The organism is Streptacidiphilus sp. MAP5-3 (assembly GCF_041262505.1).
Taxonomy (GTDB): Bacteria; Actinomycetota; Actinomycetes; order Streptomycetales; family Streptomycetaceae; genus Streptacidiphilus.
This window is the reverse complement of sequence record NZ_JBGCCL010000003.1, coordinates 246,338-268,441: the sequence shown is the minus strand read 5'-3', so window position 1 is coordinate 268,441 and position 22,104 is coordinate 246,338. Positions and strand designations below refer to the sequence as shown.

The window sequence follows — 22,104 nt, the reverse complement described above, 5'->3', positions numbered from 1 at the left end:
CGAGTCACAGGACGGCGGGGGCCGGTGGCAGAAACCGGGGTCCGCGGTCATGCCGGGAGGAACCAGCAGATGACCCAGCCCAACGACAGCAAGGTGCCGAGCCGCGCCCGCAAGCGCTTCCCCGGCATCTCCACCCGCGCCTGGGAGCACCCCGCCGACCGTTCGGCGCTGGTGGCCCTGCGCAAGCTGAGCGGTTTCGACGACATCCTCAAGAAGCTCGGCGGCTTCGTCTCCGAGCGCGCGGTCCGGCTGATGTTCCTGGCCTCCGCCGTCCGCGCCAGCGAGCGGCAGTTCCCGCAGCTGCACGAGATGGTGCGGGACGCCGCCTACATCCTGGACCTGGAGCAGATCCCGGCCCTCTACGTCACCCAGGACCCGCGCCCCAACGCCATGTGCATCGGCATGGACGCTCCGGTGATCGTGGTGACCACCTCGCTCGTCGAGCTCCTCGACGAGGAGGAGATGCGCGCGGTGGTCGGCCACGAGGTCGCGCACGCGATGTCGGGCCACGCGGTCTACCGGACCATGCTGCTCATCCTCACCAACATCGCCACCCGGATCGCCTTCATCCCGCTCGGCGGCCTGGCGATCGGCGCGCTGATCACCGCGCTCAACGAGTGGTTCCGCAAGGCCGAGCTCTCCTGCGACCGGGCCGGGCTGCTTGTGGGCCAGGACCTGCAGGCCTCGATGCGCGGCCTGATGAAGCTGGCGGGCGGCCACCACCTGCACGAGATGAACACCGACGCCTTCCTGGAGCAGGCCGAGGAGTACGACCGGGCGGGTGACCTGCGCGACGGCGTGATCAAGCTGCTGCAGGTGCTGCCGCAGCAGCACCCGTTCGCGGCCGTCCGGGTGGCGAAGATCAAGAAGTGGGCCGAGGGCGACGAGTACCGCTCGATCATGGCCGGCGCCTACCCGCGACGGGAGGAGGACTCCGACGCCTCCTTCCGCGAGCAGGCCAAGGCCGCGGCGGACTCCTACGCGCAGTCGTTCAAGGACACCAAGGACCCGCTGATGGGCCTGATCCGCGACGTCGCGGGCGGCACCGCCGACCTGGGCGGCAAGCTGCGGGACGTCTTCGCCGGCCGCACCTCGGGCCCGGCGTCGGGCCCCGAGGGCGACGGCGAAGCCCCCGTGGACGGCGACGGCACGCACTGACGCACCGCACGAACGAGGCCCTCCGGAGCTGCTCCGGAGGGCCTCGTTCGTGTCAGAGGTTGCCCTGGAGGGTGCCGCAGACGGTCCAGGCGTTGGACTGGTGGTCGAACGGGTCGATCCCGGTCGGGCTGGCGCTGGCGCTGGGGCGCGCGGTGGGCGACGCCTTGGCGGCCGAGCCGCTCGCGTGCTGCTGCGGGAAGAGCGGCTCCAGATAGGCGCTCTGGTCGACCTGGCAGCTGGTCGCACCGGCCTGGACGACGGAGTCGACCAGCTGGACCCGGCGGCTCATGATGTCGTCCGGCGTCAGCCAGTACGTCAGCGAGCGGCGCACCGCGAAGTAGACCACCGGCTGGACCTGCGGCTCGGCGGCCTTGGCACCGCCCGCCGCCGAAGCCCCCGCCGAACCGGACGCGCCCGGGGTCGACGACGCGGCTGCGGTGGACGACGGCGACGGCGTGACGGAAGGCGAGGCGGACGGCGAGGCGGAGGCGCTCTGCTTCGGGGTCAGCGCGTAGAGGAACGTGTAGTCGCTGGTCACCTGGAGCGTCTGGGCGTCGAGCTCGCTGTAGGTGATCTTGCCGGGGCCGACCAGCACCTCGTCGGTGGCCAGCTGCGTCGTCGTCGGGTCGAAGCGGACCATCCAGCCGGTGGCCTCGTGGCGCTGGTCGTCTGTGGGACGGCTGACGCTCTGGTCGAACTGCGGGTACTGACCCGGGGAGATCCAGAGCCGGACCGCGTCGGTGTCCTGGCCGGACAGCACCTCGGGGTCGAGCGAGGAGGCCTTCAGGTAGTCCTGGACGGTGGTGAGCGCGGCCAGCACCTGGTCGTGGGTGAAGTGGTCCGTGTGCCGGGTGTTGGGCAGGTTGAAGCCCTGGTCCCCCACCGCCAGGAACTCCTGACCCGGCAGCCCGGCGAAGGGCCCGGTGGTGTCCCCGCCGGACGGCGAGGCGGAGGCGGAGGCGGAGGCGGAGGCGGAGGCGGAGGCGGAGGCGGAGGCGGAGGCGGAGGCGGAGGCGGAGGCGGAGGCGGAGGCGGAGCCGGACGCGGACGACGAGCCGCTCGGGCTGCCAGTCTTGCTGCCACCGGTGGGCTTGCTGCTGGTCGTCGGCTTACTACCGGTCGTGGCCGTGCCAGGGGGGAGGGTCGCCCGGCCGGTGGGGATGCCGTTCGGGCCCGGCTGCAGCGGGATGATCTGGACGCTCAGGTTGGCGGCCACGCCGGAGACCGGCGTCGGGTACGGATGACGCACGCCCATGTAGACGGCCGTGGCGAAGGCGAAGCCGATCAGGAGCATCAGCGCGAGCGCCTGGCGCGGCAGGCCGCCGCCACCGTGGCCGTGGTGGGTCGACCTCTCGCCGCTGCCGCCGCCCCGGCCGCTGCGGCGGCGAACCGCCCGCTGCCCGCTGGAGAGCCGCTCGCTGGCGGAGAGCTCCTGGATCCGGGCAGCACGGATGAACGATTCGTCGAACACGACGGATCGGAACTCGTCCTCGCCCCCGGCGTTGCCCTCCGGCCCGCCCTCGGGGGGCTCTGTCGGGCCGCCCATGAACCTAGAGTAAGTCGCTTCCGGTAAGTGGGAGATGCCCGGCCCGGCAAGTTCTCGGTGGGAACTGACCTTGATTGTTCGTCAGCTGACGGACAAATGAGACATTCGCCACAAACGGGCCGTGGCCGGTGCGCTCGGATGTGCTCAGCTGTGCGCCAACGCAGCAGGTGAGCTGGACGAAGACGGCGCCGAGGGCCCCGGTCCCCGATTGGTGCCGGGGGCCGATCCGCCCGAGGCCCGGTAGACCGCGGCGGCCGCGCCCAGCACGGCCACGATCCCTATGACGACCAGCATCACCCGGGCCACCACCCGCTGCCAGCGAGCGGAGTGACGGTCGGCGTAGGGCAGCGGCTTGAGTTCGAGCGGCAGGCCGTCCGGGTCGTCTTCCTCGTCCACGTCGGCGTACTCGATCGGTGTGCGGGTGCCGGTCGCCAGGGTGCGCTCGGTCGCCGACGGCTCGTGCACCAGCGCCGCGCGGACGAAGGCCTCGTCGAACACCACGGCGGTGAACTCCCCGTTCACCAGGCCGTGGTCGTCGTCGCCTGCGCCGTCGAACGGATCGGCGTCGCGGTCGGGACCGTCGGACACAGCATCAGCCTAGGGCAGCGCGCCCGCTTTGTCTGCGGGTTGCGAGGCGCTTCGTGGTGCTGCGTCGGCCCCTCGGCGGCCCTTGGGCGGCCTGCCGCCGCGCTGCCTGTGCCAGGTCAGCGGCGGATGTGGCCGTCGCCGGTGACGATGTACTTGGTGGACGTCAGCTCCGGCAGCCCCATGGGGCCACGGGCGTGCAGCTTCTGCGTCGAGATGCCGATCTCCGCGCCGAAGCCGAACTGGCCGCCGTCGGTGAACCGGGTCGAGGCGTTGACCGCGACCGTGGTCGAGTCGACCAGCTGGGTGAAGCGGCGCGCGGCGGCCTGAGAGGTCGTCACGATCGCCTCGGTGTGACCGGAGGACCAGAGCCGGATATGCGCGACCGCGTCCTCCAGGGAGTCGACGACGCCGGCGGCGATGTCGTAGGAGAGGTACTCGGTCTCCCAGTCCTCCGGCGTGGCCGGGACCACGACGGCCTTGCTGCCCTCGCGCTCCGCCGCCGCCTGCACCCGCGCGTCGGCGTGGACGGTGACGCCCGCCTCGGCGAGCGCGGTCAGCGCGAGCGGCAGGAACGCGTCGGCGATGTCCTTGTGGACCAGGAAGGTCTCGGCCGAGTTGCAGACGCTGACCCGGTGCGCCTTGGAGTTGATCAGGATCTCCACGGCCATGGCCAGGTCGGCCTCGGCGTCGACGTAGACGTGGCAGTTGCCGGTACCGGTCTCGATCACCGGCACGGTGGACTGCTCCACGACGGTGCGGATCAGCGAGGCGCCGCCGCGCGGGATCAGCACGTCGACCATGCCGCGCGCCCGCATCAGCTCCTGCACGGAGTCGCGGCTCTCCCCCGGCACCAGCTGGACCGCGTCCGCGGGCAGCCCCGCGCCGCCGACGGCGTCGCGGATCACCTCGACCAGCTTCCGGTTCGACGCGATCGCGGAGGACGAGCCGCGGAGCAGGACGGCGTTGCCGGACTTCAGGCAGAGTGCGGCGGCGTCGACGGTGACGTTGGGACGCGCCTCGTAGATGATCCCGACCACCCCGAGCGGCACCCGCACCTGGCGGACGTCCAGCCCGTTGGGGAGGGTGTACCCGCGCACCACCTCGCCGACCGGGTCAGGCAGCCCGGCCACCCGCCGCACGTCCTCGGCGATGGCGGCGACCCGCTCCCGGGTCAGCGTCAGCCGGTCCACCACGGCCTCGTCCGTCCCCGCGGCCCGCGCCCGCTCCACGTCCTCGGCGTTCGCCTCGACGATCTCCCGCGTGCGCACCTGCAGCGCGTCCGCGACGGCGAGCAGCGCGTCGTCCTTCGGCGTCCGCGGCAGCGGAGCGAGGGTCGCGGCGGCGGCACGCGCCCGGTAGGCGGCCTGCAGCACCGGCGACTTCGGCAGCGGCGAGGGCAGGTCGGGCGAGGGGAACTCGACGGAGTGGCTGCTCATACGCACAGCGTAAGGCCTCCAGCGGGGGTGGCTGTTGGCACTTTCAGTGGGTGAGATCAGGTGGTTTCGGACGACGGGGAAGTCGCACTCACCTGAGGGGCACGGGGAGCGGCGCGGGTAACCACCCGGTGCGGATGGCCCTGCTCGTTCGGCGCACCACCCGGGTGGGTGGCTTGTCGCGCAGTTCCCCGCGCCCCTGACGTTTGCAACTCACCCTCAGTAGGGATGCACTCCCCCGAGGAACGCCGGAGGCTCCCCGTACCCCTCGGCGATGCGCTTGTGGTACGTCGGGCGGTCCACCACCTCCAGGCCCACGACCTCCCACGGAGGCAACTGCGCGCTGACCCGGTGCTCGCCCCAGAGCCTGAGCGCCAGCGCCGCCGCGTCCTGGAGGTCGTCGGCCTGTTCCCAGTAGCGGATCTCCGCGTGGTCCGCGGCGTAGCGGGCCGTGAGGAAGGGCGGGTGTTCGTGGGCCAGTTGTTCCAGGCCCTGCTTCAGCTGGGGCAACGGGGTGACCCGGCCGGCGACGTTGAGGACCACGTGCCATATCCGGGCACGCTGCCCGATCTCCGCCGCGCTGGAACCGGGCTGGACCCGGCCCGCATGCTCCGGCGCCTCCGCGCGGTCGTGATCGTCACGCGCGTCGGCGTCGGGCGCGCCCGCGCCGCCGGGGATGCTGGTCAGCACCGCCCGCGCGCGGCCCTCACCGCTTCCGCTGCCTCCGCTTCCCCCACTGCCCACGGGTCGCGCTCCCTGGCGCCTGCGTCCCACCGGCGGCCTCCCTGTCGGCGATTCGTCCCCGCGGTCTGAGCCCCTTTACCCCGGGCAGCCACCGTAGGCACCTCAGCCGGTCAGGACGACGAGGTCGTCGCGGTGCACGACCTCCCGCTCGTAGGCGGGACCGAGCTCGCGTGCCAGGTCCCGCGTCGACCGGCCGAGGAGCCGGGGAAGCTCCCTTGCATCAAAGTTGACCAGCCCACGCGCGACGATGTGGCCGTTTTCGTCAAGAAGGTCCACCGGATCGCCAGCAGCGAAATCTCCCTCAACTCCGGTCACACCAGCGGGGAGCAGCGATGTTCGCCGTTCCACGACGGCTGCGACGGCCCCCGCGTCGAGGGTGACCGCGCCCCGGGGCGAACTGGCGTGCTCCAGCCAGAGCAGCCGGTCGGCCGCACGCCTGCCCGTACGGTGGAAGAGCGTTCCCGTGTCCCGGCCCGCGAGCGCGTCTGCCGCGTGGCGGGCGGCGGTGAGGATGACGGGGATGCCCGCGCCGGTGGCGATCCGCGCGGCCTCGACCTTGGTGACCATGCCGCCGGTGCCGACCCCGGCCTTGCCCGCACTGCCGATCTCGACGCCGTCGAGGTCCTGCGGGCCGCGCACCTCGGTGATCCTGCTGGTCCCGGGCTTGCTCGGGTCGCCGTCGTAGAGGCCGTCCACGTCGGAGAGCAGCACCAGCAGGTCGGCACGGACCAGGTGGGCGACGAGCGCGGCCAACCGGTCGTTGTCGCCGAAGCGGATCTCCGCGGTGGCGACGGTGTCGTTCTCGTTGACGATCGGGACCGCGCCCATGGCCAGCAGCTGCTCCAGCGTCCGGTACGCGTTGCGGTAGTGGGCCCGCCGGGACGCGTCGTCGGCGGTCAGCAGCACCTGGCCGACGCGCAGTCCGTAGCGGGCGAAGGAGGCCGTGTAGCGGGCCACCAGCAGGCCCTGCCCGACGCTGGCTGCGGCCTGCTGCCGGGCCAGGTCGGAGGGGCGCTTCTCCAGGCCGAGCGGGGAGAGTCCGGCCGCGATCGCGCCGGAGGAGACCAGCACGATCTCCACCGGTCCGGCGTCCGTGCTGCGCTCGTGGGCCTTGGCCAGGACGTCGACGAGCGCGTCGACCCGGTCCGCGTCGAGGCCGCCGGACGCGGTGGTGAGCGAGGAGGAGCCCACCTTCACCACGATGCGCCGCGCCTGCAGCACGTCTTCCCGGAGGGTGGTGCCTGTCACGCCGTCGCTCCCGTAGCCGTGCGTCCGCTGCTGTCAGCGGCGGAGAGCCCCCACCGCTGGTCAGCAATCTACGCGAACCGGACCCCGTGGCTCACTCGGGTTTCAGCCCTCGGGACGGTACGGCGGGGTCAATCCCCAGCCCCACGCGGGCATCGGGGTGTGCACGACGCGCTGCGCACCCGGTGCGGAGAAGAGCAGGGCCATCCGCGTCCCCCATTCGAGGTAGCCCCGGAACGCGGCCCGGAACTCCGGGTCGGTCGGCAGGCCGACCTCGTCGGCGGCGTCCTCCAGCAGCCAGAGCCAGCGGCGGCGCATCGGCTCGGTCAGCGCCCGGCCGAGGTGACGGGAGATCATGTGCGGGTGGCCGCCGCGCTCGGCGCTGTAGGCGGGCGGGCCGCCCAGGACCTCGCCGAGGAAGAGCGCGACGTGCTGCGGGTGCTCCGGGTCCATGCCCGCGAAGACGGGCGCGAGCAGCTCGTCGGCCAGCACCTTGGCGTAGAAGACCTCGGTCAGCCGCGCCAGCGCGGGCGCCCCGCCGAGGTACTCGTAGAGCGTCGGGTCGGTACGCCCGGCCGCCGCGCCCTCGCCGACCACGCCGGTGGCGCGGTAGTGGCGCATCTCCTCGATGTCCTGGACGTACGGCTGGATCGCCGCGAAGAACTCCGTGAACTCCGGCGAGGCCCGGAAGCCCTCCAGGTGCGCCTTGGTGGAGGTCCACCGGATCCGCAGCACGTAGACCCCCGCCTCCTCCTCACACTCCGTCAACTCGTAGTCGACGCAGTACTCGGAGGCGGCGAGGGGAACGGCCGCCCGCCGGTACGCGGCTTCGAACGCGTCCCGGCGGTCGTGACCGATGCGGTAACGGATGTACTCGACTGTGGCCATATCGCCACTGTAGGCACGTCCCCGCCGGTGGTTCTCAGTACTCGTCGTCCGACTCGATCGCGTTGCGGCTCAGCGGGTCGAACTGCGCGAACTCCTCGGACGCGGCGTCCGCGCGCTTCGCCTCGCGCTCGCGGCGGCGGTCGACGGCCGGGCGCGGCGCCTCGAAGCGGTGGTCCTCGCCGCGGCGGCCCAGCATCTCCGCGCCGGAGGCCATGGACGGCTCCCAGTCGAAGACGACGGCGTTCTCGGTGGCGCCGATGACGACGGTGTCGCCCTCGCGGGCGCCGCGCTTGGTGAGCTCCTCCTCGACCCCGAGGCGGTTGAGGCGGTCGGCCAGGTAACCGACGGCCTCGTCGTTGTTGAAGTCGGTCTGCTTGACCCAGCGCTCCGGCTTGGCGCCGGTGACCCGGTAGAGGTCCTCGGTCTCGTCGTAGACGACCGAGAAGCCCGCGTCGTCCACGGCCTTCGGGCGGATGACGATCCGGGTGGACTCCTCGACCGGCTGCGCGGCGCGCGCCTCGGCGACGATCCCGGCCAGGGCGAAGCTCAGCTCGCGCAGGCCCTTGTGGGCGACCGCGGAGACCTCGAAGACCTGGTAGCCGCGCTCCTCCAGGGTCGGCCGGACCAGGTCGGCCAGGTCCTGGCCGTCGGGGATGTCGACCTTGTTGAGCACGACGATGCGCGGCCGGTCCTCCAGACCGCCGTACTGCTTGAGCTCGTCCTCGATGACGTCCAGGTCGGTGACCGGGTCGCGGTCGGACTCCAGCGTGGCGGTGTCGAGCACGTGGACCAGCACCGAGCAGCGCTCGACATGGCGCAGGAACTCCAGGCCCAGGCCCTTGCCCTGGCTGGCGCCCGGGATCAGGCCCGGCACGTCGGCGATGGTGTAGACGGTGGAACCGGCCGTGACCACGCCCAGGTTCGGGATCAGCGTGGTGAACGGGTAGTCCGCGATCTTCGGCTTGGCGGCGGAGAGCACCGAGATCAGCGAGGACTTGCCGGCGCTCGGGTAGCCGACCAGCGCCACGTCGGCGACGGACTTGAGCTCCAGGAGGATGTCCGCGCTGTCGCCGGGCTCACCCAGCAGCGCGAAGCCGGGCGCCTTGCGGCGCGCCGAGGCCAGCGCGGCGTTGCCGAGGCCGCCGATGCCGCCCGCGGCGGCGACGTAGGTGGTGCCGTGACCGATCAGGTCGGCCAGCACGTTGCCCTTCTTGTCCATGACGACGGTGCCGTCCGGGACGGGGAGCACCAGGTCCTGGCCCTCCGCGCCAGTGCGGTTGCCGCCCGCGCCCGGCTTGCCGTTGCCGGCCTTGCGGTGCGGGGTGTGGTGGTAGTCGAGCAGCGTGGTGACCTGCGGGTCGACCACCAGGGTCACGTTGCCGCCGCGTCCGCCGTTGCCGCCGTCCGGGCCTCCCAGCGGCTTGAACTTCTCGCGGTGAACGGAGGCGCAGCCGTGGCCCCCGTTACCCGCGGCGACATGCAGCTCGACGCGGTCAACGAAGGTGGTCATGATGCGGGCGCCTCTCGGTCGGCGGAAGGGAAGTCGACGTACCACGACGTAACCGTCGGAGCCGTCGGGAATGCTGAAATGCTCAGGTCTTCTCAAACACCAAGGGTGGACCGGAATGTTCCGATCCACCCTCAGTGAGGTACTGCTACGTCCTACGTGTCGTACGTCCTACGTGTCGGCCGAACTGCTCAGGCGACCGGGACGATGTTGACGACCTTGCGGCCGCGACGGGTGCCGAACTCGACGGCACCGGCCTGCAGCGCGAACAGCGTGTCGTCGCCGCCACGGCCGACGCCCGCACCCGGGTGGAAGTGGGTGCCACGCTGGCGGACGAGGATCTCGCCGGCGCTGACGACCTGGCCGCCGTAACGCTTCACGCCCAGGCGCTGGGCGTTCGAGTCACGACCGTTACGGGTAGAGCTTGCGCCCTTCTTGTGAGCCATGGTTCCCCTCGCCCCTTACTTCGCCGAGTCGATGCTGGTCACGCGAAGCGCGGTGTGGCGCTGACGGTGGCCCATGCGCTTCTTGTAGCCGGTCTTGTTCTTGTACTTCTGGATGCGGATCTTCTCGCCCTTGTGGTGGTCGACCACCTCGGCGCGGACCTTCACACCCGCCAGGACCCACGGGTCGCTGGTGACGGCCTCGCCGTCGACGACCAGGATCGTCGAGAGCTCAACGGTCTCGCCGACCTTGGCGTCGACCTTGTCAGCCTCAAAAACATCGCCGACGGCAACCTTGTGCTGCCGTCCGCCGCTACGCACGATCGCGTACACGTTGAACCCTTCTCGATTCGGTCGGAACCTCTGACGCCAGCCGCACCGGTACCAAACGCCCGGGGGCCTCCCCCGGGCGAGAAGGCCCAGGAGGTGTGTGTGCTCAGAAGCGGGCGCGACTCGCTGATTGCAAGCACGCCGAGGGTCAAGACTACGGAAGCCCGGACCCGGGGTCAAACCAGCCCATGGGGGCTCATCCGAGCCGGAACCCGGACGTCTGCGCAGCTCGGGGCCGGTCCGTCTCGATCGCTCGACACGGACCGGCCCCGGGCGTCACGCTCGCTACTCCGCGGCCTGCTCGGTGGCGGGCTCGCCCGCGGCGGCCTTCTTCGACGTGCGCTTGGCCGTCGTCTTCTTGGCGGTCGTCTTGGTCGCCGTCTTCTTCGCGGCGACCTTCTTGGCAGCGGTCTTGCGCGGCGCACGCTTCCGCGCGGGCGGAGCAGCCTCGGCCTCGACCTCCGCCTCGGCGGGCTCGGTCGGGGCGGCCTGCTCCGGCTCCGCGACGGGCGCGGGCGCGGCGGCCGGCTCGCCTGTGATGACCACGACGGCGGGCTCGGCGCCGACCGTCGAAGTCGCCTTGCGCACCGCGCGACGACGGGTGCGGCCACGCGGGGCGGAGGCCTCGATCATGCCCTCGACCATCGCCTCGGCCTCGGCCTGCGCGGCGGCGTCGACCACCTGCGCGGCCTCGGCGGCAACCGGTGCGGCAGCCTCGGTCGCGACCTCGACGACGGCCTCCACCTCGGGCTCGCGGGAGACCAGCTCGATCTCCTCGTGCTCGTGGTCAGCGTGCTCGTGCGCCTCGTGCGTCTCCGCCGGGGTCTCGTCGCCGCCGCGACCGCGACGACGGCGCTTGGAGCCGCCGCCCTCCTCGGCCGGAGCGGTCTCGGACTTGCCGCCGCCGACACCCGGCTTCGGGCCCGCGAAGCCCTTGGGCGCGGGCACGGCCTGCTCCATGTGCACGATCACACCGCGGCCGTTGCAGTGGACGCAGTTCTCGGAGAACGACTCCAACAGCCCCTGGCCGACCCGCTTGCGGGTCATCTGGACCAGGCCCAGCGAGGTCACCTCGGCCACCTGGTGCTTGGTCCGGTCCCGGCCCAGGCACTCCAGCAGACGGCGCAGCACCAGGTCGCGGTTGGACTCCAGCACCATGTCGATGAAGTCGATGACGATGATGCCGCCCAGGTCCCGCAGCCGCAGCTGACGGACGATCTCCTCGGCCGCCTCGATGTTGTTGCGGGTGACGGTCTCCTCGAGGTTGCCGCCCTGGCCGGTGAACTTGCCGGTGTTGACGTCGACGACCACCATCGCCTCGGTCTTGTCGATCACCAGCGAACCGCCGCTCGGCAGCCAGACCTTGCGGTCCAGCGCCTTCATCAGCTGCTCGTCGATCCGGTAGGTCGCGAAGACGTCGACCTCGGAGGTCCACTTCGTCAGACGCGGCGTCAGGTCCGGTGCCACGGACGAGACGTACTCGTGGACGGTGGACCAGGCGTTCTCGCCCTGGACGATGACCTTGGAGAAGTCCTCGTTGAAGATGTCGCGGACGACCCGGACCGTCATGTCCGGCTCGCCGTAGAGCAGCGCGGGGGCGTTGCCGCTGGTGGCCTTCTTCTGGATGTCCTCCCACTGCTGCTGCAGTCGCTGGACATCCCGGGTCAGCTCCTCCTCGGATGCGCCCTCGGCGGCGGTGCGCACGATGACGCCCGCGTCGTCCGGGACGATCTTCTTGAGGATGCTCTTCAGCCGGGCGCGCTCCGTGTCGGGCAGCTTGCGGCTGATGCCGGTCATCGAGCCCTCGGGCACGTAGACCAGGTAGCGGCCGGGCAGCGAGATCTGGCTCGTCAGGCGGGCGCCCTTGTGGCCGATCGGGTCCTTGGAGACCTGGACCAGCACGGACTGCCCGGACTTGAGCACCGACTCGATCCGGCGCGGGCCGTTCTTCAGGCCCAGACCGGAGAAGTTGACCTCACCGGCGTAGAGCACCGCGTTGCGGCCCTTGCCGATGTCGACGAAGGCGGCCTCCATCGACGGCAGTACGTTCTGCACCTTGCCCAGGTACACGTTGCCGACGTACGAGGTGGCCTGCTCCTTGTTGACGTAGTGCTCGACGAGGACGCCGTCCTCCAGCACACCGATCTGGGTGCGCTCGCCGGACTGACGGACCACCATCACGCGCTCGACGGCCTCGCGGCGGGCCAGGAACTCGGCCTCGGTGATGATCGGGACGCGGCGGCGGCCCTGCTCGCGGCCCTCGCGGCGGCGCTGCTTCTTGGCCTCCAGACGGGTCGAGCCCTTGATGGACTGGACCTCGTCCGGGTCGAACGGCGCCTCGGCGGAACGGCGGCGCGGCTCACGGACCTTGACGACGGTGCGCTCCGGGTCGCCCTCGCCGGACTCGGCCTCGGGGCCCGCGTCCCCGCTGCGGCGGCGACGACGGCGGCGGCGACGGCTGGAGGAGGACAGCGCCTCGCCGAGGTCGTCCTCGTCCTCGCCCTCCTCGTCCTCCTGGCCCTCGCCCTCCGCCTCGTCGGCGGCCTGCTCGTTCTCCTCGGCGTCACCACGGCGACGACGGCGACCGCCACGGCGGCGACGGCGGGACGGGCGGCCCTCCTCGCCGTGCTGCTCGGAGTCGGCCTCGTGGTCCTCGGACTCCTCGTCCTCGGCCTCGCGGTCCGACTCGGCGAGCTCCTCGCCCTCGGCGCCCAGCTCGGTGTCCTCGCTGACGACGTAGGCGGGCGCGGTGGAACGACGGCGACGACGGCGACGGCCGACGGACTCGGCGCCCTCCTCGTCCTCCTCCGCGAGCGTGAGCGGCGCGCGGGTGCTGACCTGCTCGAAGACGGCCTGCTCGGTCGGCGCAGCGGGCGCGGCGGGCGCGGTCGCGGGGCGACGCGTGCGACGACGGCCGCCGGTGGCGGCGGCGGTCTCCTCGCCCTCGGCAGCAGCACCCGGACCGGACTCGGCGGCGGACGCAGCGGGCGCGGTGGACGCAGCGTCGGCGACGGGAGCGGCAACCGGGGACTCGGCGCGGCGGCGGGTACGGCGCGCGGGCGCCTCGGGGGCCTCCTCGTCCGGCGCGGCGAAGGCGGCCGGAGGCGCACCGGCACGGCGACCGCCGGCGGCAGCGGCCTCACCCGGGGCGGCAGCCTCGGGCTGCTGGAAGACCGGGGCCTGGAAGATCGCGGTGGCCGGACGCACGGCGCGGCGACGGGCACGCGGGGCGTGCTCCTCGGCTGCGGCGGGCTGCTCGGCAGCGGCGGGGGCGGGCTGGGCGGCGGCGCGCTGCTGGAGCGCGGCGATGCGCCGCTCCAGCTGGCTGCCCGCCTCGACCTTCAGCGTGGCTCCGGCGCGGGACACCAGGTCGGCGACGAGCGCCTCCAGCTGCACACCGGTGACCGCACCGGACTCGACCTGCTGCTCGACCTGGTCCAGCTCGCCGAGCAGGGCCAGGCTGTCGTCGGCCTGCGGCGCGGCGGGAGCCTCAGTGGCCGGGTTCTCCGCCGTCGGGGTCTCGGCGACCGGCTCGGCCTCGGCCTTCTTGCGGGTGCGCCGTGCGCGCTTGCGCGGCTCGGGAGCCTCGGCGGGCTCAGCGGCAGCGGCCCCTGCGACTGCAGGCTCAGCGGCCGGGGCCTCGGCGGCCTGCGTGTCGGGGGTTGGGGCCTCGGCAGTCGGAGTCTCGGCGACCGGCTCGGCCTCGGCCTTCTTGCGGGTGCGCCGTGCGCGCTTGCGCGGCTCGGGAGCCTCGGCGGGCTCAGCAGCGGCGGCAGGTGCCTCCGCGCTCTCCGTGCTCACCGCAGTCTCAGCGGCCTCGGCGACCGGCGGGCCCGCCGGACGGCTGGCGGCGCGGCGACGACGCGGAGCGGCCTTGGGGGCCGCACCCTGCGATTCGCTCGGCTCGTTGTTCTCGGTGTGTTCGTTGTCGTTCTCGGGCATGCGGGCGTTTCTCCCGTCACGCCCCCGGGCACCGCGCCGGATGGGCGGGCGCCGCACGGGGGCTCGCGTATGTCTTTGATGGCGTGCCCGCGGGGGTCGCGAGCTCGCCGAAGCTTCGGGTCGCGCTTTTGTCGACCGGGCCCCGGATGGCTCCCAGGACCCTGGTCGGGCGCCGACGGCGCTGCGTCGCCGTCCGGTCCGCCGCCGCTACGCGTGCTGCGGCTCGGTCGCCTCGGGTGTGAGGGCCAGTGCCGCGTCGCGGTCGGGCGCGAACGGGTCGGTCACCGCGCCGGTCTCCTCGTCGAGCGGCCCCTGCGCCAGCCTGGTCACCCCAGCGGGGACCGGCAGCGCGAGGTCGGCCGTCACACGAAGACCGGTGAGGACGTCGTCGGGTCGGACGGCGGGTGTGGCGTGCCGAACAACCAGGCGCAGTATCGCACAGGCACGGCCTGCGGGGATATCGGTCGTACTTTCCGGTAGTGCGAGTGCACCCGCGTCCACCTGCGGATCCACCACGTCGAGAGAGATCACCGCGCCGCGCGCGTCGAATGTACGCAGACCGTTCTTGGTCTGCCGCTCCACGGTGACCTCGTCCGCCGCCAGGAATGTGGCGACGGCGGCGCGGGCCGTCTCCGGCTCGACGCCGTCGAGGACGAGCCGCCAGCAGGAGGCCTCAAGGCGCTCCATGAAGTCCTTGCCGAGCGCCTCGACCGCGTCGACGACGTCCAGGCCGGGCGGCAGCGACTCGTCCAACTGGCTGCGCAGCAGCTCCGGCTCACGCCGCTCGCTGAGTGCCAGCTCCACGTACTCGGCCTCGCTGGCGGCACCGGTGGGCGCGGCGTTCATAAAGCTGATCTTGGGGTGCGGCGTGAAGCCGGCGGAGTACGCCATCGGGACGGCGGAACGACGCAGGGCGCGCTCGAGGGCTCGCTGGAAGTCGCGGTGGCTGGTGAAGCGGAGGCGACCACGCTTGGTGTAGCGGAGACGGATCCGCTGGACCGCAGGTGCGGGCGGCGGACCGTCGGGCGTGCGGCGTGCCAGTGCGCTCAGTCCTTCGGGAGTAGGGGCATTGTGCGTTTCCAAGGGTACGCGGCTGCGTCAGTCGATGGTTCCGGGCTCGGCCAGCCAGCGCGTGGGCAGATCGATGACGTTTCCCAGGGCGTGCAACTCCGCGTCGTAGTGGAGCAGCGTCAGGCCGTGCTGAGCGGCCGTGGCGACGAGCAGCAGTTCCGTCGTGCCGACCGTGCGCAACGCGCCCGCGTCCAGGAGCCGTTCCTGGATTTCGAGGGCCTGCCGGAACACCTTCTCGGGCATGGGCCACCGGTTGTAGACGGATTCCAGACCCGAGCGCAGCGACGCGAACTCCTCACGTGAGCGTGCTCCGCGGAGCACCTCCAGCGTGGTGACCTCGCAGATGCCGATCCGGCCGGAGGCGATCTGCTCCCGCCACCTCTCGATCACATCCGGGCGCATCATCCGGCCCACAGCGGAGGCATCGATCAGGAAGCCACCTGCTCCGGGCACGTCCGGGCACCTCCCCCGGCATGCATGGACGCGTCGAACGCGCCGGCCTCGTAGAGCCGAATCATCTGCTCCAGCGCCCGCTCACGCCTGGCCCGCGCCCCCACCTCGCGGAGCGCGGCATTGACGGTGTCCTTCTTGGTCCTGGTGCCGAGCGCCTCCGCTGCGAACGCCAGCGCCTCGTCATCCAGGTCGATCAGGGTTTTCGCCACGCTGTTCAGCATATTCCAACGGAGGCACTGCAGAAACATTTCCTCGGGCCCGATAGGTGCGCATCTTCGCCCGACTCCCACATACGGCCATGCTGCACCACCGGCCGCGCCCAGCCGGAGAACGGTCGTAGTAGAGCCAGCGGCAGTCCTCCGCCGCACAGGCCTTGAGCCGGAGCCAGTCCTTGCCGGAGGCCGCGATCGCAGCGGCGACCTGGGCGAACAGCAGTTCCGTGGGCGGGAGTCCGGGCGCAGGAACGAACTCCATGCTGCCGTCCAGGCGAGGCGCCAGCACCAGAGGGATAGCTGCGAGCTGCCAAATGAATATATCGAGTGAGCCAGCTGGTATATCCAGCCCCGCGTGCGCCATCCCCGCTTCACGCAGTCGCTCACGGAAGTCACGGACCCGCTCGACGTCGACGCCCTCCCCCACGAACGCCTCCAGCGCGTCCTCGCCCGTCTCCACGTCGAGCGTGTTGACGAGCTCCTGCACGAGCCGCAGTGGCCCCGGGGCGTCTCCCATGCTTGCGATGTTACCGATTGTGCGGCAGCATCCAGCAACGCCAGCAGTTACCCATAGACGGTATTAACAGGTAACGGAGACACGACATGATCGGCACCCTGCGGGCCTTCGCCCTCGACTGTCCCGAACCGCTCGCCCTGGCCGCCTTCTACGCCGAACTGGTCGGCGGAAAGGTCGACGCCGAGGACCACGAATGGGTGGAGCTCGTCGGCGACCACGGCACCAAACTCGCGTTCCAGCTGGTGGAGGACTTCCGCGCGCCCGCGTGGCCCGCTCAGGACGTCCCCCAGCAAGCACACATCGACATCGGCGTCACCGACATCGACGCCGCCCACACCCAGGTACTGGCCCTCGGCGCGACGCTGCTGGAGGACTGGGGCGGCACCAAGTCCTGGCGTGTGTACGCGGACCCGGTCGGCCACCCGTTCTGCCTCTGCGCCTGCTGAAGGACGCGACGAGGCCCGCCGATCCCTGATCGGCGGGCCTCGTTCGGCTCTGCGGTGGTGCGGTGGTACGACGCTGAGCGGCTAGCTGTTGACGACCGTCAGCGGCAGCAGCTTCTTGCCCGTCGGGCCGATCTGGATCTGGGTGTCGAGCTGAGGACAGACCCCGCAGTCGAAGCACGGGGTCCAGCGACAGTCGTCGACCTCGACCTCCTCCAGGGAGTCCTGCCAGTCCTCCCAGAGCCAGTCCTTGTCGAGGCCGGAGTCCAGGTGGTCCCAGGGCAGGACCTCCTCGTACTGGCGCTCGCGGGTGGTGTACCAGGCGACGTCGACGCCGGTGTCGGCCAGGGCCTTCTCGGCGCAGCGCATCCAGCGCTCGTAGGAGAAGTACTCGCGCCAGCCGTCGAAGCGGCCGCCGTCCTCGTAGACGGCGCGGATGACCGCGCCGATGCGGCGGTCGCCGCGGGAGAGGAGGCCCTCGATCAGGCCCGGCTTGCCGTCGTGGTAGCGGTAGCCGATGTTGCGGCCGTACTTGCGGTCGTTGCGGATCGCGTCGCGCAGCTTGAGCAGGCGCGCGTCGGTCTCCTCGACGCCCAGCTGCGGAGCCCACTGGAACGGCGTGTGCGGCTTGGGCACGAAGCCGCCGATGGAGACGGTGCAGCGGATGTCGTTGGTGCCGGTGACCTCGCGGCCCTTGGCGATGACGTTCTTCGCCATCTCGGCGATCTGCAGCACGTCCTCGTCGGTCTCGGTCGGCAGACCGGCCATGAAGTAGAGCTTCACCTGGCGCCAGCCGTTGCCGTACGCGGTGGCGACCGTGCGGATGAGGTCCTCCTCGGACACCATCTTGTTGATCACCTTGCGCAGCCGCTCACTGCCGCCCTCGGGGGCGAAGGTCAGACCGGAGCGGCGGCCGTTGCGGGAGAGCTCGTTGGCCAGGTCGATGTTGAACGCGTCGACGCGGGTGGACGGCAGCGAGAGGCCCACCTTGTCCGCCTCGTAGCGGTCGGCCAGGCCCTTGGCGACGTCGGCGATCTCGGTGTGGTCGGCGGAGGAGAGCGAGAGCAGGCCGACCTCCTCGAAGCCGGTGGCCTTGAGGCCGCGCTCGACCATCTCGCCGATGCCGGTGATGGAGCGCTCGCGCACCGGGCGGGTGATCATGCCCGCCTGGCAGAAGCGGCAGCCGCGGGTGCAGCCGCGGAAGATCTCGACCGACATCCGCTCGTGGACGGTCTCCGCCAGCGGGACCAGCGGCTGCTTCGGGTAGGGCCACTCGTCGAGGTCCATCACGGTGTGCTTGGACACCCGCCACGGCACGCCCGACTGGTTCGGCACGACGCGGGCGATCCGGCCGTCGGCCAGGTACTCGACGTCGTAGAACTTGGGGATGTAGAACCCGCCGGTGCGGGCCAGGCGCAGCAGGACCTCGTCACGGCCGCCGGGGCGGCCTTCGGCCTTCCAGGCGCGGATGATCTCGGTCATGTCGAGCACGGCCTGCTCGCCGTCACCGACCACGGCCGCGTCGAGGAAATCGGCGATCGGCTCCGGGTTGAACGCGGCGTGGCCGCCGGCCAGGACGATCGGGTCCTCGTCGGTGCGGTCCGCCGCCAGCAGCGGGATGCCGGCCAGGTCGAGGGCGGTGAGCATGTTGGTGTAGCCGAGCTCGGTGGAGAAGCTCAGGCCGAAGACGTCGAAGGCCTTGACCGGGCGGTGCGCGTCGACGGTGAACTGGGGCACGCCGTGCTCACGCATCAGCGCCTCCAGGTCCGGCCAGACGCTGTAGGTGCGCTCGGCCAGGACCCCCTCGCGCTCGTTGAGCACCTCGTAGAGGATCATGACGCCCTGGTTGGGCAGGCCCACCTCGTAGGCGTCGGGGTACATCAACGCCCAGCGGACGTCGCACGCGTCCCAGTCCTTGACAGTGGAGTTGAGTTCTCCACCGACGTACTGGATCGGCTTCTGGACGTGCGGGAGGAGGGCCTCCAGGCGCGGGAAGACCGACTCGACAGACGACATAGAGGCAGGACTTTCGTGAGAGCACCGGGGTGACCCTCAAGGTTACCGCAGGGCCTAAGGTAGGTGATTCGACCCGAATGTCCGGCCCAGTGAGAACCAGTGAGAAAGAGCGCTTCGTGCCCATACCCAAGGCGGAACTGCACCTGCACATCGAGGGCACACTGGAGCCCGAACTCGCCTTCGCACTGGCGCACCGGAACGGGGTCGACCTCCCCTACTCCTCCCCGGAGCAGCTGCGCGCCGCCTACGCCTTCGACGACCTGCAGTCCTTCCTGGACCTCTACTACCAGCTGATGGACGTGCTGCGGACCGAGGACGACTTCACCGAGCTGGCGGAGGCGTACCTGACGCGGGCGGCGGCGGCCGGGGTGCGGCACGCGGAGATCTTCTTCGACCCGCAGGCGCACACCGCGCGTGGCGTGGAGCTGGACGACGTGGTGCGCGGGCTGGACCGGGCACTGTCGCGGGCCGGCGAGCGGCACGGCATCAGCACCCGGCTGATCATGTGCTTCCTGCGGGACCTGCCGCAGGAGTCGGCGCTGGCCACGTTCGAGGCGGCCCGTCCGTGGTTCGGCCGGGCGATCACCGGTGTCGGGCTGGACTCGGCGGAGGTGGGCCACCCGCCGGCGAAGTTCGCCGACGTCTACGCCCTGGCCCGGGAGGCCGGTCTGCACCTGGTCGCCCACGCGGGCGAGGAGGGCGGCCCGGAATACGTGCGCGAGGCGCTGGACGTGCTGGGCGTGGAGCGGATCGACCACGGCATCCGCTCGATGGAGGATCCGGAGCTGGTCAAGGAGCTGGTGGCGCGGCGGATCCCGCTGACGGTCTGCCCGTTCTCGAACGTCCGGTTGCGCTGTGTGGACACACTGGCGGACCACCCGCTCCCGGCGATGCTGGAGGCCGGGCTGGTGGCGACGGTGAACTCGGACGACCCCGCCTACTTCGGCGGCTATGTGGACGAGAACTTCGCCGGGGTGGAGACGGCGCTGGGACTGACGGGGGATCAGCTGCGGCTGCTGGCGCGGAACTCGTTCGAGGCGTCGTTCCTGGAGGACGACGAGGAGCGGCGTGCGGCGCTGCTGGCCGAGGTCGACGCGTACCGGTTCCCCGCGCGGGGCTGAGCGCCCGCCCCGCGCAAGGCGCGGAGCGGGCGGGCGCGGAGCGGGCGGGCGTCCTCAGTCGTTGAGGCGGGCTCGCTTCTCCGGTTCGGACTGGCGGACCGTCGACGGCTGTGTCGTGATGGTCGTCCAGGCGTGGGTGCAGGAGACCGCGGTCGACCCGGTGGCGAAGTCGCAGGTGGTCGCATAGACCGTGCCGGTCGTGCTGATCGCGTCCACGAGGATCGTGTGGCCCTGGTCGGCCACGGCCACGCCACACGCCGAGGCACCCGTAGGCAGCGCCTGAAGGGTGGTCCAGGTGGTTGCGCCCGCGGGCATGGGGTTGACCTTCGCCGAGCCCACGTCGACGTGGCCGGGAGAGCCCTTGACCACGCCGGTGTAGAGGTAGTCGCCGTGAACCACCGAGTCGATGGTCAAGCAGGGACCCGCGGCACCGGTGGCTCCGGTCGCGCCGGTGGCACCCGCCGTACCAGGAGCACCGGTCGCGCCCGTGGCACTGGCCGTACCAGGAGCACCGGTCGCGCCCGTGGCACCGGCCGTACCAGGAGCACCCGTCGCACCCGTGGCACCCGCCGTACCCGGAGCACCCGTCGCACCCGTGGCACCCGTGGCACCCGCCGTACCCGGAGCACCCGTCGCACCCGTGGCACCCGTGGCACCCGCCGTACCCGGAGCACCCGTCGCACCGGTGGCGCCGGTCGCACCTTTAGCGCCCGTCGCCCCCTTGGCGCCCTTGGCGCCCGGAGGGCCCTTGGGGCCGCGGGGGCCGGGCGGGCACTTGCAGTGTTTGTGGTGGTCGTCGTCGCACTTGGGGGGCTTCGGCGGCTTGCCCCAGTCCGGGGTGACCGGCGTTGCCGCGTGGGACGCCGGCTTGACCGGCGCGGGGGCCGGGACCGGGTTCCTCAATGCCGCCGAGGTGTGCGTGGCGGCGAGGTCCGCGGCCATCGCCGTCACCTGCGGTGTGAGCAGCGCACCCGTGAGGGCGGCGACGCCGCCGACGCTCATGGCCACACGGGCGAATGTCCGCGGTACCGGTCTAGAGCCTCTGTGATCCGAATTCACTTCTGCCTCACACGTCATTGGTTCCGTTGTGTCGAGGCGTCAGATCCCACGCCCGAGGCGTCCTTACCACTATCGGATCGTCGTACAACTCGGTCAGCGTACAAGCACCAGCCGAAGGGCCGTCAGTTGGTTGAATCGGCGACAGGCAGCTCGCTGACGAACCAGCCGAGGTTGGCGCGGACCCTGTCCCCCTGCGGGTTGCCACGCAGCGCTCGGACGCCTGCCTGGAGGGCCTCCTCGTGGCGGCCGGAGTTGCCCAGGCAAACGGAGAGGAAATCCCAGGGCGCCCAACCGTGGTCCCGGCCCCGGACGAAGCCCTCGGTCGGCCGGGCCTGCGCCACGCTCGCGGCGCTGAAGAACGGGACCGCGCGCGCCCACTCGCCCTGCTCGTAGGGGATCATCCCGGCGACCATCCACGCCTCGGGACGGGTCGGGTCGAGCAGGATCGCCTGGACGGCCGTCTCCGCGCCCTCCCCGCTCCTGCCGATCGCGTGGAGGCACTCCGCCCGCGACAGCAGCGCGAAGTAGCGCTCCCAGGCCGGCTGCGGCACGTCCAGCACCTCCGCGTAGGCGTGGGCCGCCTCCTCGTGGCGGTCGGCGTCGCGCAACTCGTTGGCGCGGTAGTAGAGCGTGCGCGGCGAACGGTCGCCCTCGGCGTAGAGCTTCTCCAGGATCCGCAGATTGCGGCCCTCGTCCTGCGCGGCCTGCGCCGCGGTGCGGCGGTGCTCGACGACGAGCTGCGATTCCTCGCGGGTCCGCACCCCGGTGATGTCCACCACCTCGTGGATCGCCCCCGCCCAGCGCAGTCCGGCGGAGCGGCGCAGCACCCGCTCGCGCAGCGTGGTGAAGGTGGGCGCGTCGGTCTGCTCGTCGAAGCCGCAGTGGTACGGGGAGATCAGCGCGTCGACGCGGTCTCCGTCGAGAGCGGCCAGGACGCGGCTGAAGGCCTGCTGCGCAGCGGGCGGGACGCGGTCGTCGGCGTCGAGCCAGACGACCCAGTCGCCGGTGCAGGCGTCGAGGCTGGCGTTGCGGGCGGCGGCGAAGTCGTCGGTCCAGGGCACGTGCAGAACGACCGCGCCCGCTGCGGCGGCGAGCTCCGGGGTGCCGTCGGTGCTGCCGGTGTCGGCAACGACCAGCTCGTCGCAGAAGGCGGAGGCGTCGGCGAGGACGGCGCCGATCGACTCCGCCTCGTCCTTCACGATCATCGAAAGCGATACGTGGGCCACGCGACCGATTCTCTGCCGCCCGCGCCGCCAGAACGACGAGGCGAGGCAGGGTGTCCGGCCCGGTTCCCCCGCTTGCACTACGCAGGAGCGCCGCGTCCGTCGGACGGACGCGGCGCTCCTGGGCAGACGGGCGGACGGGGCAGACGGGGCAGACGGGGCAGA

The 22,104-nt window shown here is 71.7% G+C and carries 20 protein-coding genes; 3 read left to right on the top strand and 17 right to left on the bottom strand.

Translation table 11 applies throughout. The features are described from left to right. Nucleotides 1-69 precede the first annotated feature (69 nt). A complete protein-coding gene (locus ABH928_RS07475; RefSeq protein ID WP_370063391.1) occupies nucleotides 70-1,158 on the top strand; it encodes a M48 family metallopeptidase in 1,089 nt (362 codons plus the stop codon). A 52-nt stretch (nucleotides 1,159-1,210) separates the two neighbouring features. Here ABH928_RS07475 and ABH928_RS07470 read toward each other — a convergent pair whose 3' ends face one another. The 14 genes from ABH928_RS07470 to ABH928_RS07405 form a co-directional block, all read right to left on the bottom strand. Beyond that, nucleotides 1,211-2,704 (bottom strand): hypothetical protein, encoded by a 1,494-nt coding sequence (locus ABH928_RS07470; RefSeq protein WP_370063390.1) that lies wholly within the window; start codon nucleotides 2,702-2,704, stop codon nucleotides 1,211-1,213. Between the two features lie 144 nt (nucleotides 2,705-2,848). Further along, nucleotides 2,849-3,292 (bottom strand): hypothetical protein, encoded by a 444-nt coding sequence (locus tag ABH928_RS07465; protein WP_370063389.1) that lies wholly within the window; start codon nucleotides 3,290-3,292, stop codon nucleotides 2,849-2,851. A 116-nt stretch (nucleotides 3,293-3,408) separates the two neighbouring features. Then, complete coding sequence (locus tag ABH928_RS07460; protein ID WP_370063388.1) at nucleotides 3,409-4,728, bottom strand: glutamate-5-semialdehyde dehydrogenase; 1,320 nt, start codon at nucleotides 4,726-4,728, stop codon at nucleotides 3,409-3,411. Nucleotides 4,729-4,944: 216 nt separating this feature from the next. Next, nucleotides 4,945-5,499: a hypothetical protein gene (locus ABH928_RS07455; protein ID WP_370063386.1), complete on the bottom strand. Its 555-nt coding sequence runs from the start codon at nucleotides 5,497-5,499 to the stop codon at nucleotides 4,945-4,947. A 72-nt stretch (nucleotides 5,500-5,571) separates the two neighbouring features. Then, nucleotides 5,572-6,690, bottom strand: a complete 1,119-nt coding sequence (gene proB, locus ABH928_RS07450; protein ID WP_370063802.1) for a glutamate 5-kinase — start codon at nucleotides 6,688-6,690, stop codon at nucleotides 5,572-5,574. A 129-nt stretch (nucleotides 6,691-6,819) separates the two neighbouring features. After that, nucleotides 6,820-7,602: a group II truncated hemoglobin gene (locus ABH928_RS07445; protein ID WP_370063384.1), complete on the bottom strand. Its 783-nt coding sequence runs from the start codon at nucleotides 7,600-7,602 to the stop codon at nucleotides 6,820-6,822. Between the two features lie 34 nt (nucleotides 7,603-7,636). Further along, nucleotides 7,637-9,112: a GTPase ObgE gene (obgE, locus tag ABH928_RS07440; protein ID WP_370063382.1), complete on the bottom strand. Its 1,476-nt coding sequence runs from the start codon at nucleotides 9,110-9,112 to the stop codon at nucleotides 7,637-7,639. A gap of 188 nt (nucleotides 9,113-9,300) precedes the next feature. Beyond that, nucleotides 9,301-9,555, bottom strand: a complete 255-nt coding sequence (rpmA, locus tag ABH928_RS07435; RefSeq protein ID WP_370063380.1) for a 50S ribosomal protein L27 — start codon at nucleotides 9,553-9,555, stop codon at nucleotides 9,301-9,303. A 15-nt stretch (nucleotides 9,556-9,570) separates the two neighbouring features. Continuing rightward, nucleotides 9,571-9,885: a 50S ribosomal protein L21 gene (gene rplU, locus ABH928_RS07430; RefSeq protein WP_196195531.1), complete on the bottom strand. Its 315-nt coding sequence runs from the start codon at nucleotides 9,883-9,885 to the stop codon at nucleotides 9,571-9,573. Nucleotides 9,886-10,167: 282 nt separating this feature from the next. Then, complete coding sequence (locus tag ABH928_RS07425; RefSeq protein WP_370063378.1) at nucleotides 10,168-13,824, bottom strand: ribonuclease E/G; 3,657 nt, start codon at nucleotides 13,822-13,824, stop codon at nucleotides 10,168-10,170. Nucleotides 13,825-14,031: 207 nt separating this feature from the next. Beyond that, nucleotides 14,032-14,865 (bottom strand): TIGR03936 family radical SAM-associated protein, encoded by an 834-nt coding sequence (locus ABH928_RS07420; RefSeq protein WP_370063800.1) that lies wholly within the window; start codon nucleotides 14,863-14,865, stop codon nucleotides 14,032-14,034. A gap of 57 nt (nucleotides 14,866-14,922) precedes the next feature. Further along, nucleotides 14,923-15,348, bottom strand: coding sequence for a PIN domain-containing protein (locus tag ABH928_RS07415; RefSeq protein WP_370063375.1), 426 nt, complete (start codon nucleotides 15,346-15,348; stop codon nucleotides 14,923-14,925). After that, complete coding sequence (locus ABH928_RS07410; RefSeq protein ID WP_370063373.1) at nucleotides 15,324-15,557, bottom strand: type II toxin-antitoxin system VapB family antitoxin; 234 nt, start codon at nucleotides 15,555-15,557, stop codon at nucleotides 15,324-15,326. The genes ABH928_RS07415 and ABH928_RS07410 overlap by 25 nt, the downstream gene beginning before the upstream one ends. Beyond that, nucleotides 15,529-16,077: a CGNR zinc finger domain-containing protein gene (locus ABH928_RS07405; RefSeq protein WP_370063371.1), complete on the bottom strand. Its 549-nt coding sequence runs from the start codon at nucleotides 16,075-16,077 to the stop codon at nucleotides 15,529-15,531. Before ABH928_RS07405 ends, ABH928_RS07410 begins: the two co-directional genes overlap by 29 nt. An 86-nt stretch (nucleotides 16,078-16,163) precedes the next feature. Here ABH928_RS07405 and ABH928_RS07400 point away from each other — a divergent pair, with 86 nt between their 5' ends. Beyond that, the gene (locus ABH928_RS07400; protein WP_370063369.1) at nucleotides 16,164-16,523 is read left to right on the top strand and encodes a VOC family protein; all 360 of its coding nucleotides are present in this window, start codon (nucleotides 16,164-16,166) and stop codon (nucleotides 16,521-16,523) included. Between the two features lie 81 nt (nucleotides 16,524-16,604). Here the strand turns inward: ABH928_RS07400 and ABH928_RS07395 are convergent, their stop codons facing one another. Next, a complete protein-coding gene (locus tag ABH928_RS07395; RefSeq protein WP_370063367.1) occupies nucleotides 16,605-18,536 on the bottom strand; it encodes a TIGR03960 family B12-binding radical SAM protein in 1,932 nt (643 codons plus the stop codon). Nucleotides 18,537-18,652: 116 nt separating this feature from the next. On the opposite strand from ABH928_RS07395, the gene ABH928_RS07390 reads away from it, so the two are divergent. After that, nucleotides 18,653-19,657, top strand: coding sequence for an adenosine deaminase (locus ABH928_RS07390; protein WP_370063365.1), 1,005 nt, complete (start codon nucleotides 18,653-18,655; stop codon nucleotides 19,655-19,657). 54 nt (nucleotides 19,658-19,711) lie between these two features. Here the strand turns inward: ABH928_RS07390 and ABH928_RS07385 are convergent, their stop codons facing one another. Further along, nucleotides 19,712-20,665, bottom strand: coding sequence for a hypothetical protein (locus ABH928_RS07385; RefSeq protein ID WP_370063363.1), 954 nt, complete (start codon nucleotides 20,663-20,665; stop codon nucleotides 19,712-19,714). A gap of 173 nt (nucleotides 20,666-20,838) precedes the next feature. Next, on the bottom strand, nucleotides 20,839-21,942 hold the full coding sequence (locus ABH928_RS07380) for a glycosyltransferase (RefSeq protein ID WP_370063361.1): 1,104 nt from the start codon (nucleotides 21,940-21,942) through the stop codon (nucleotides 20,839-20,841). Nucleotides 21,943-22,104: the final 162 nt, after the last annotated feature.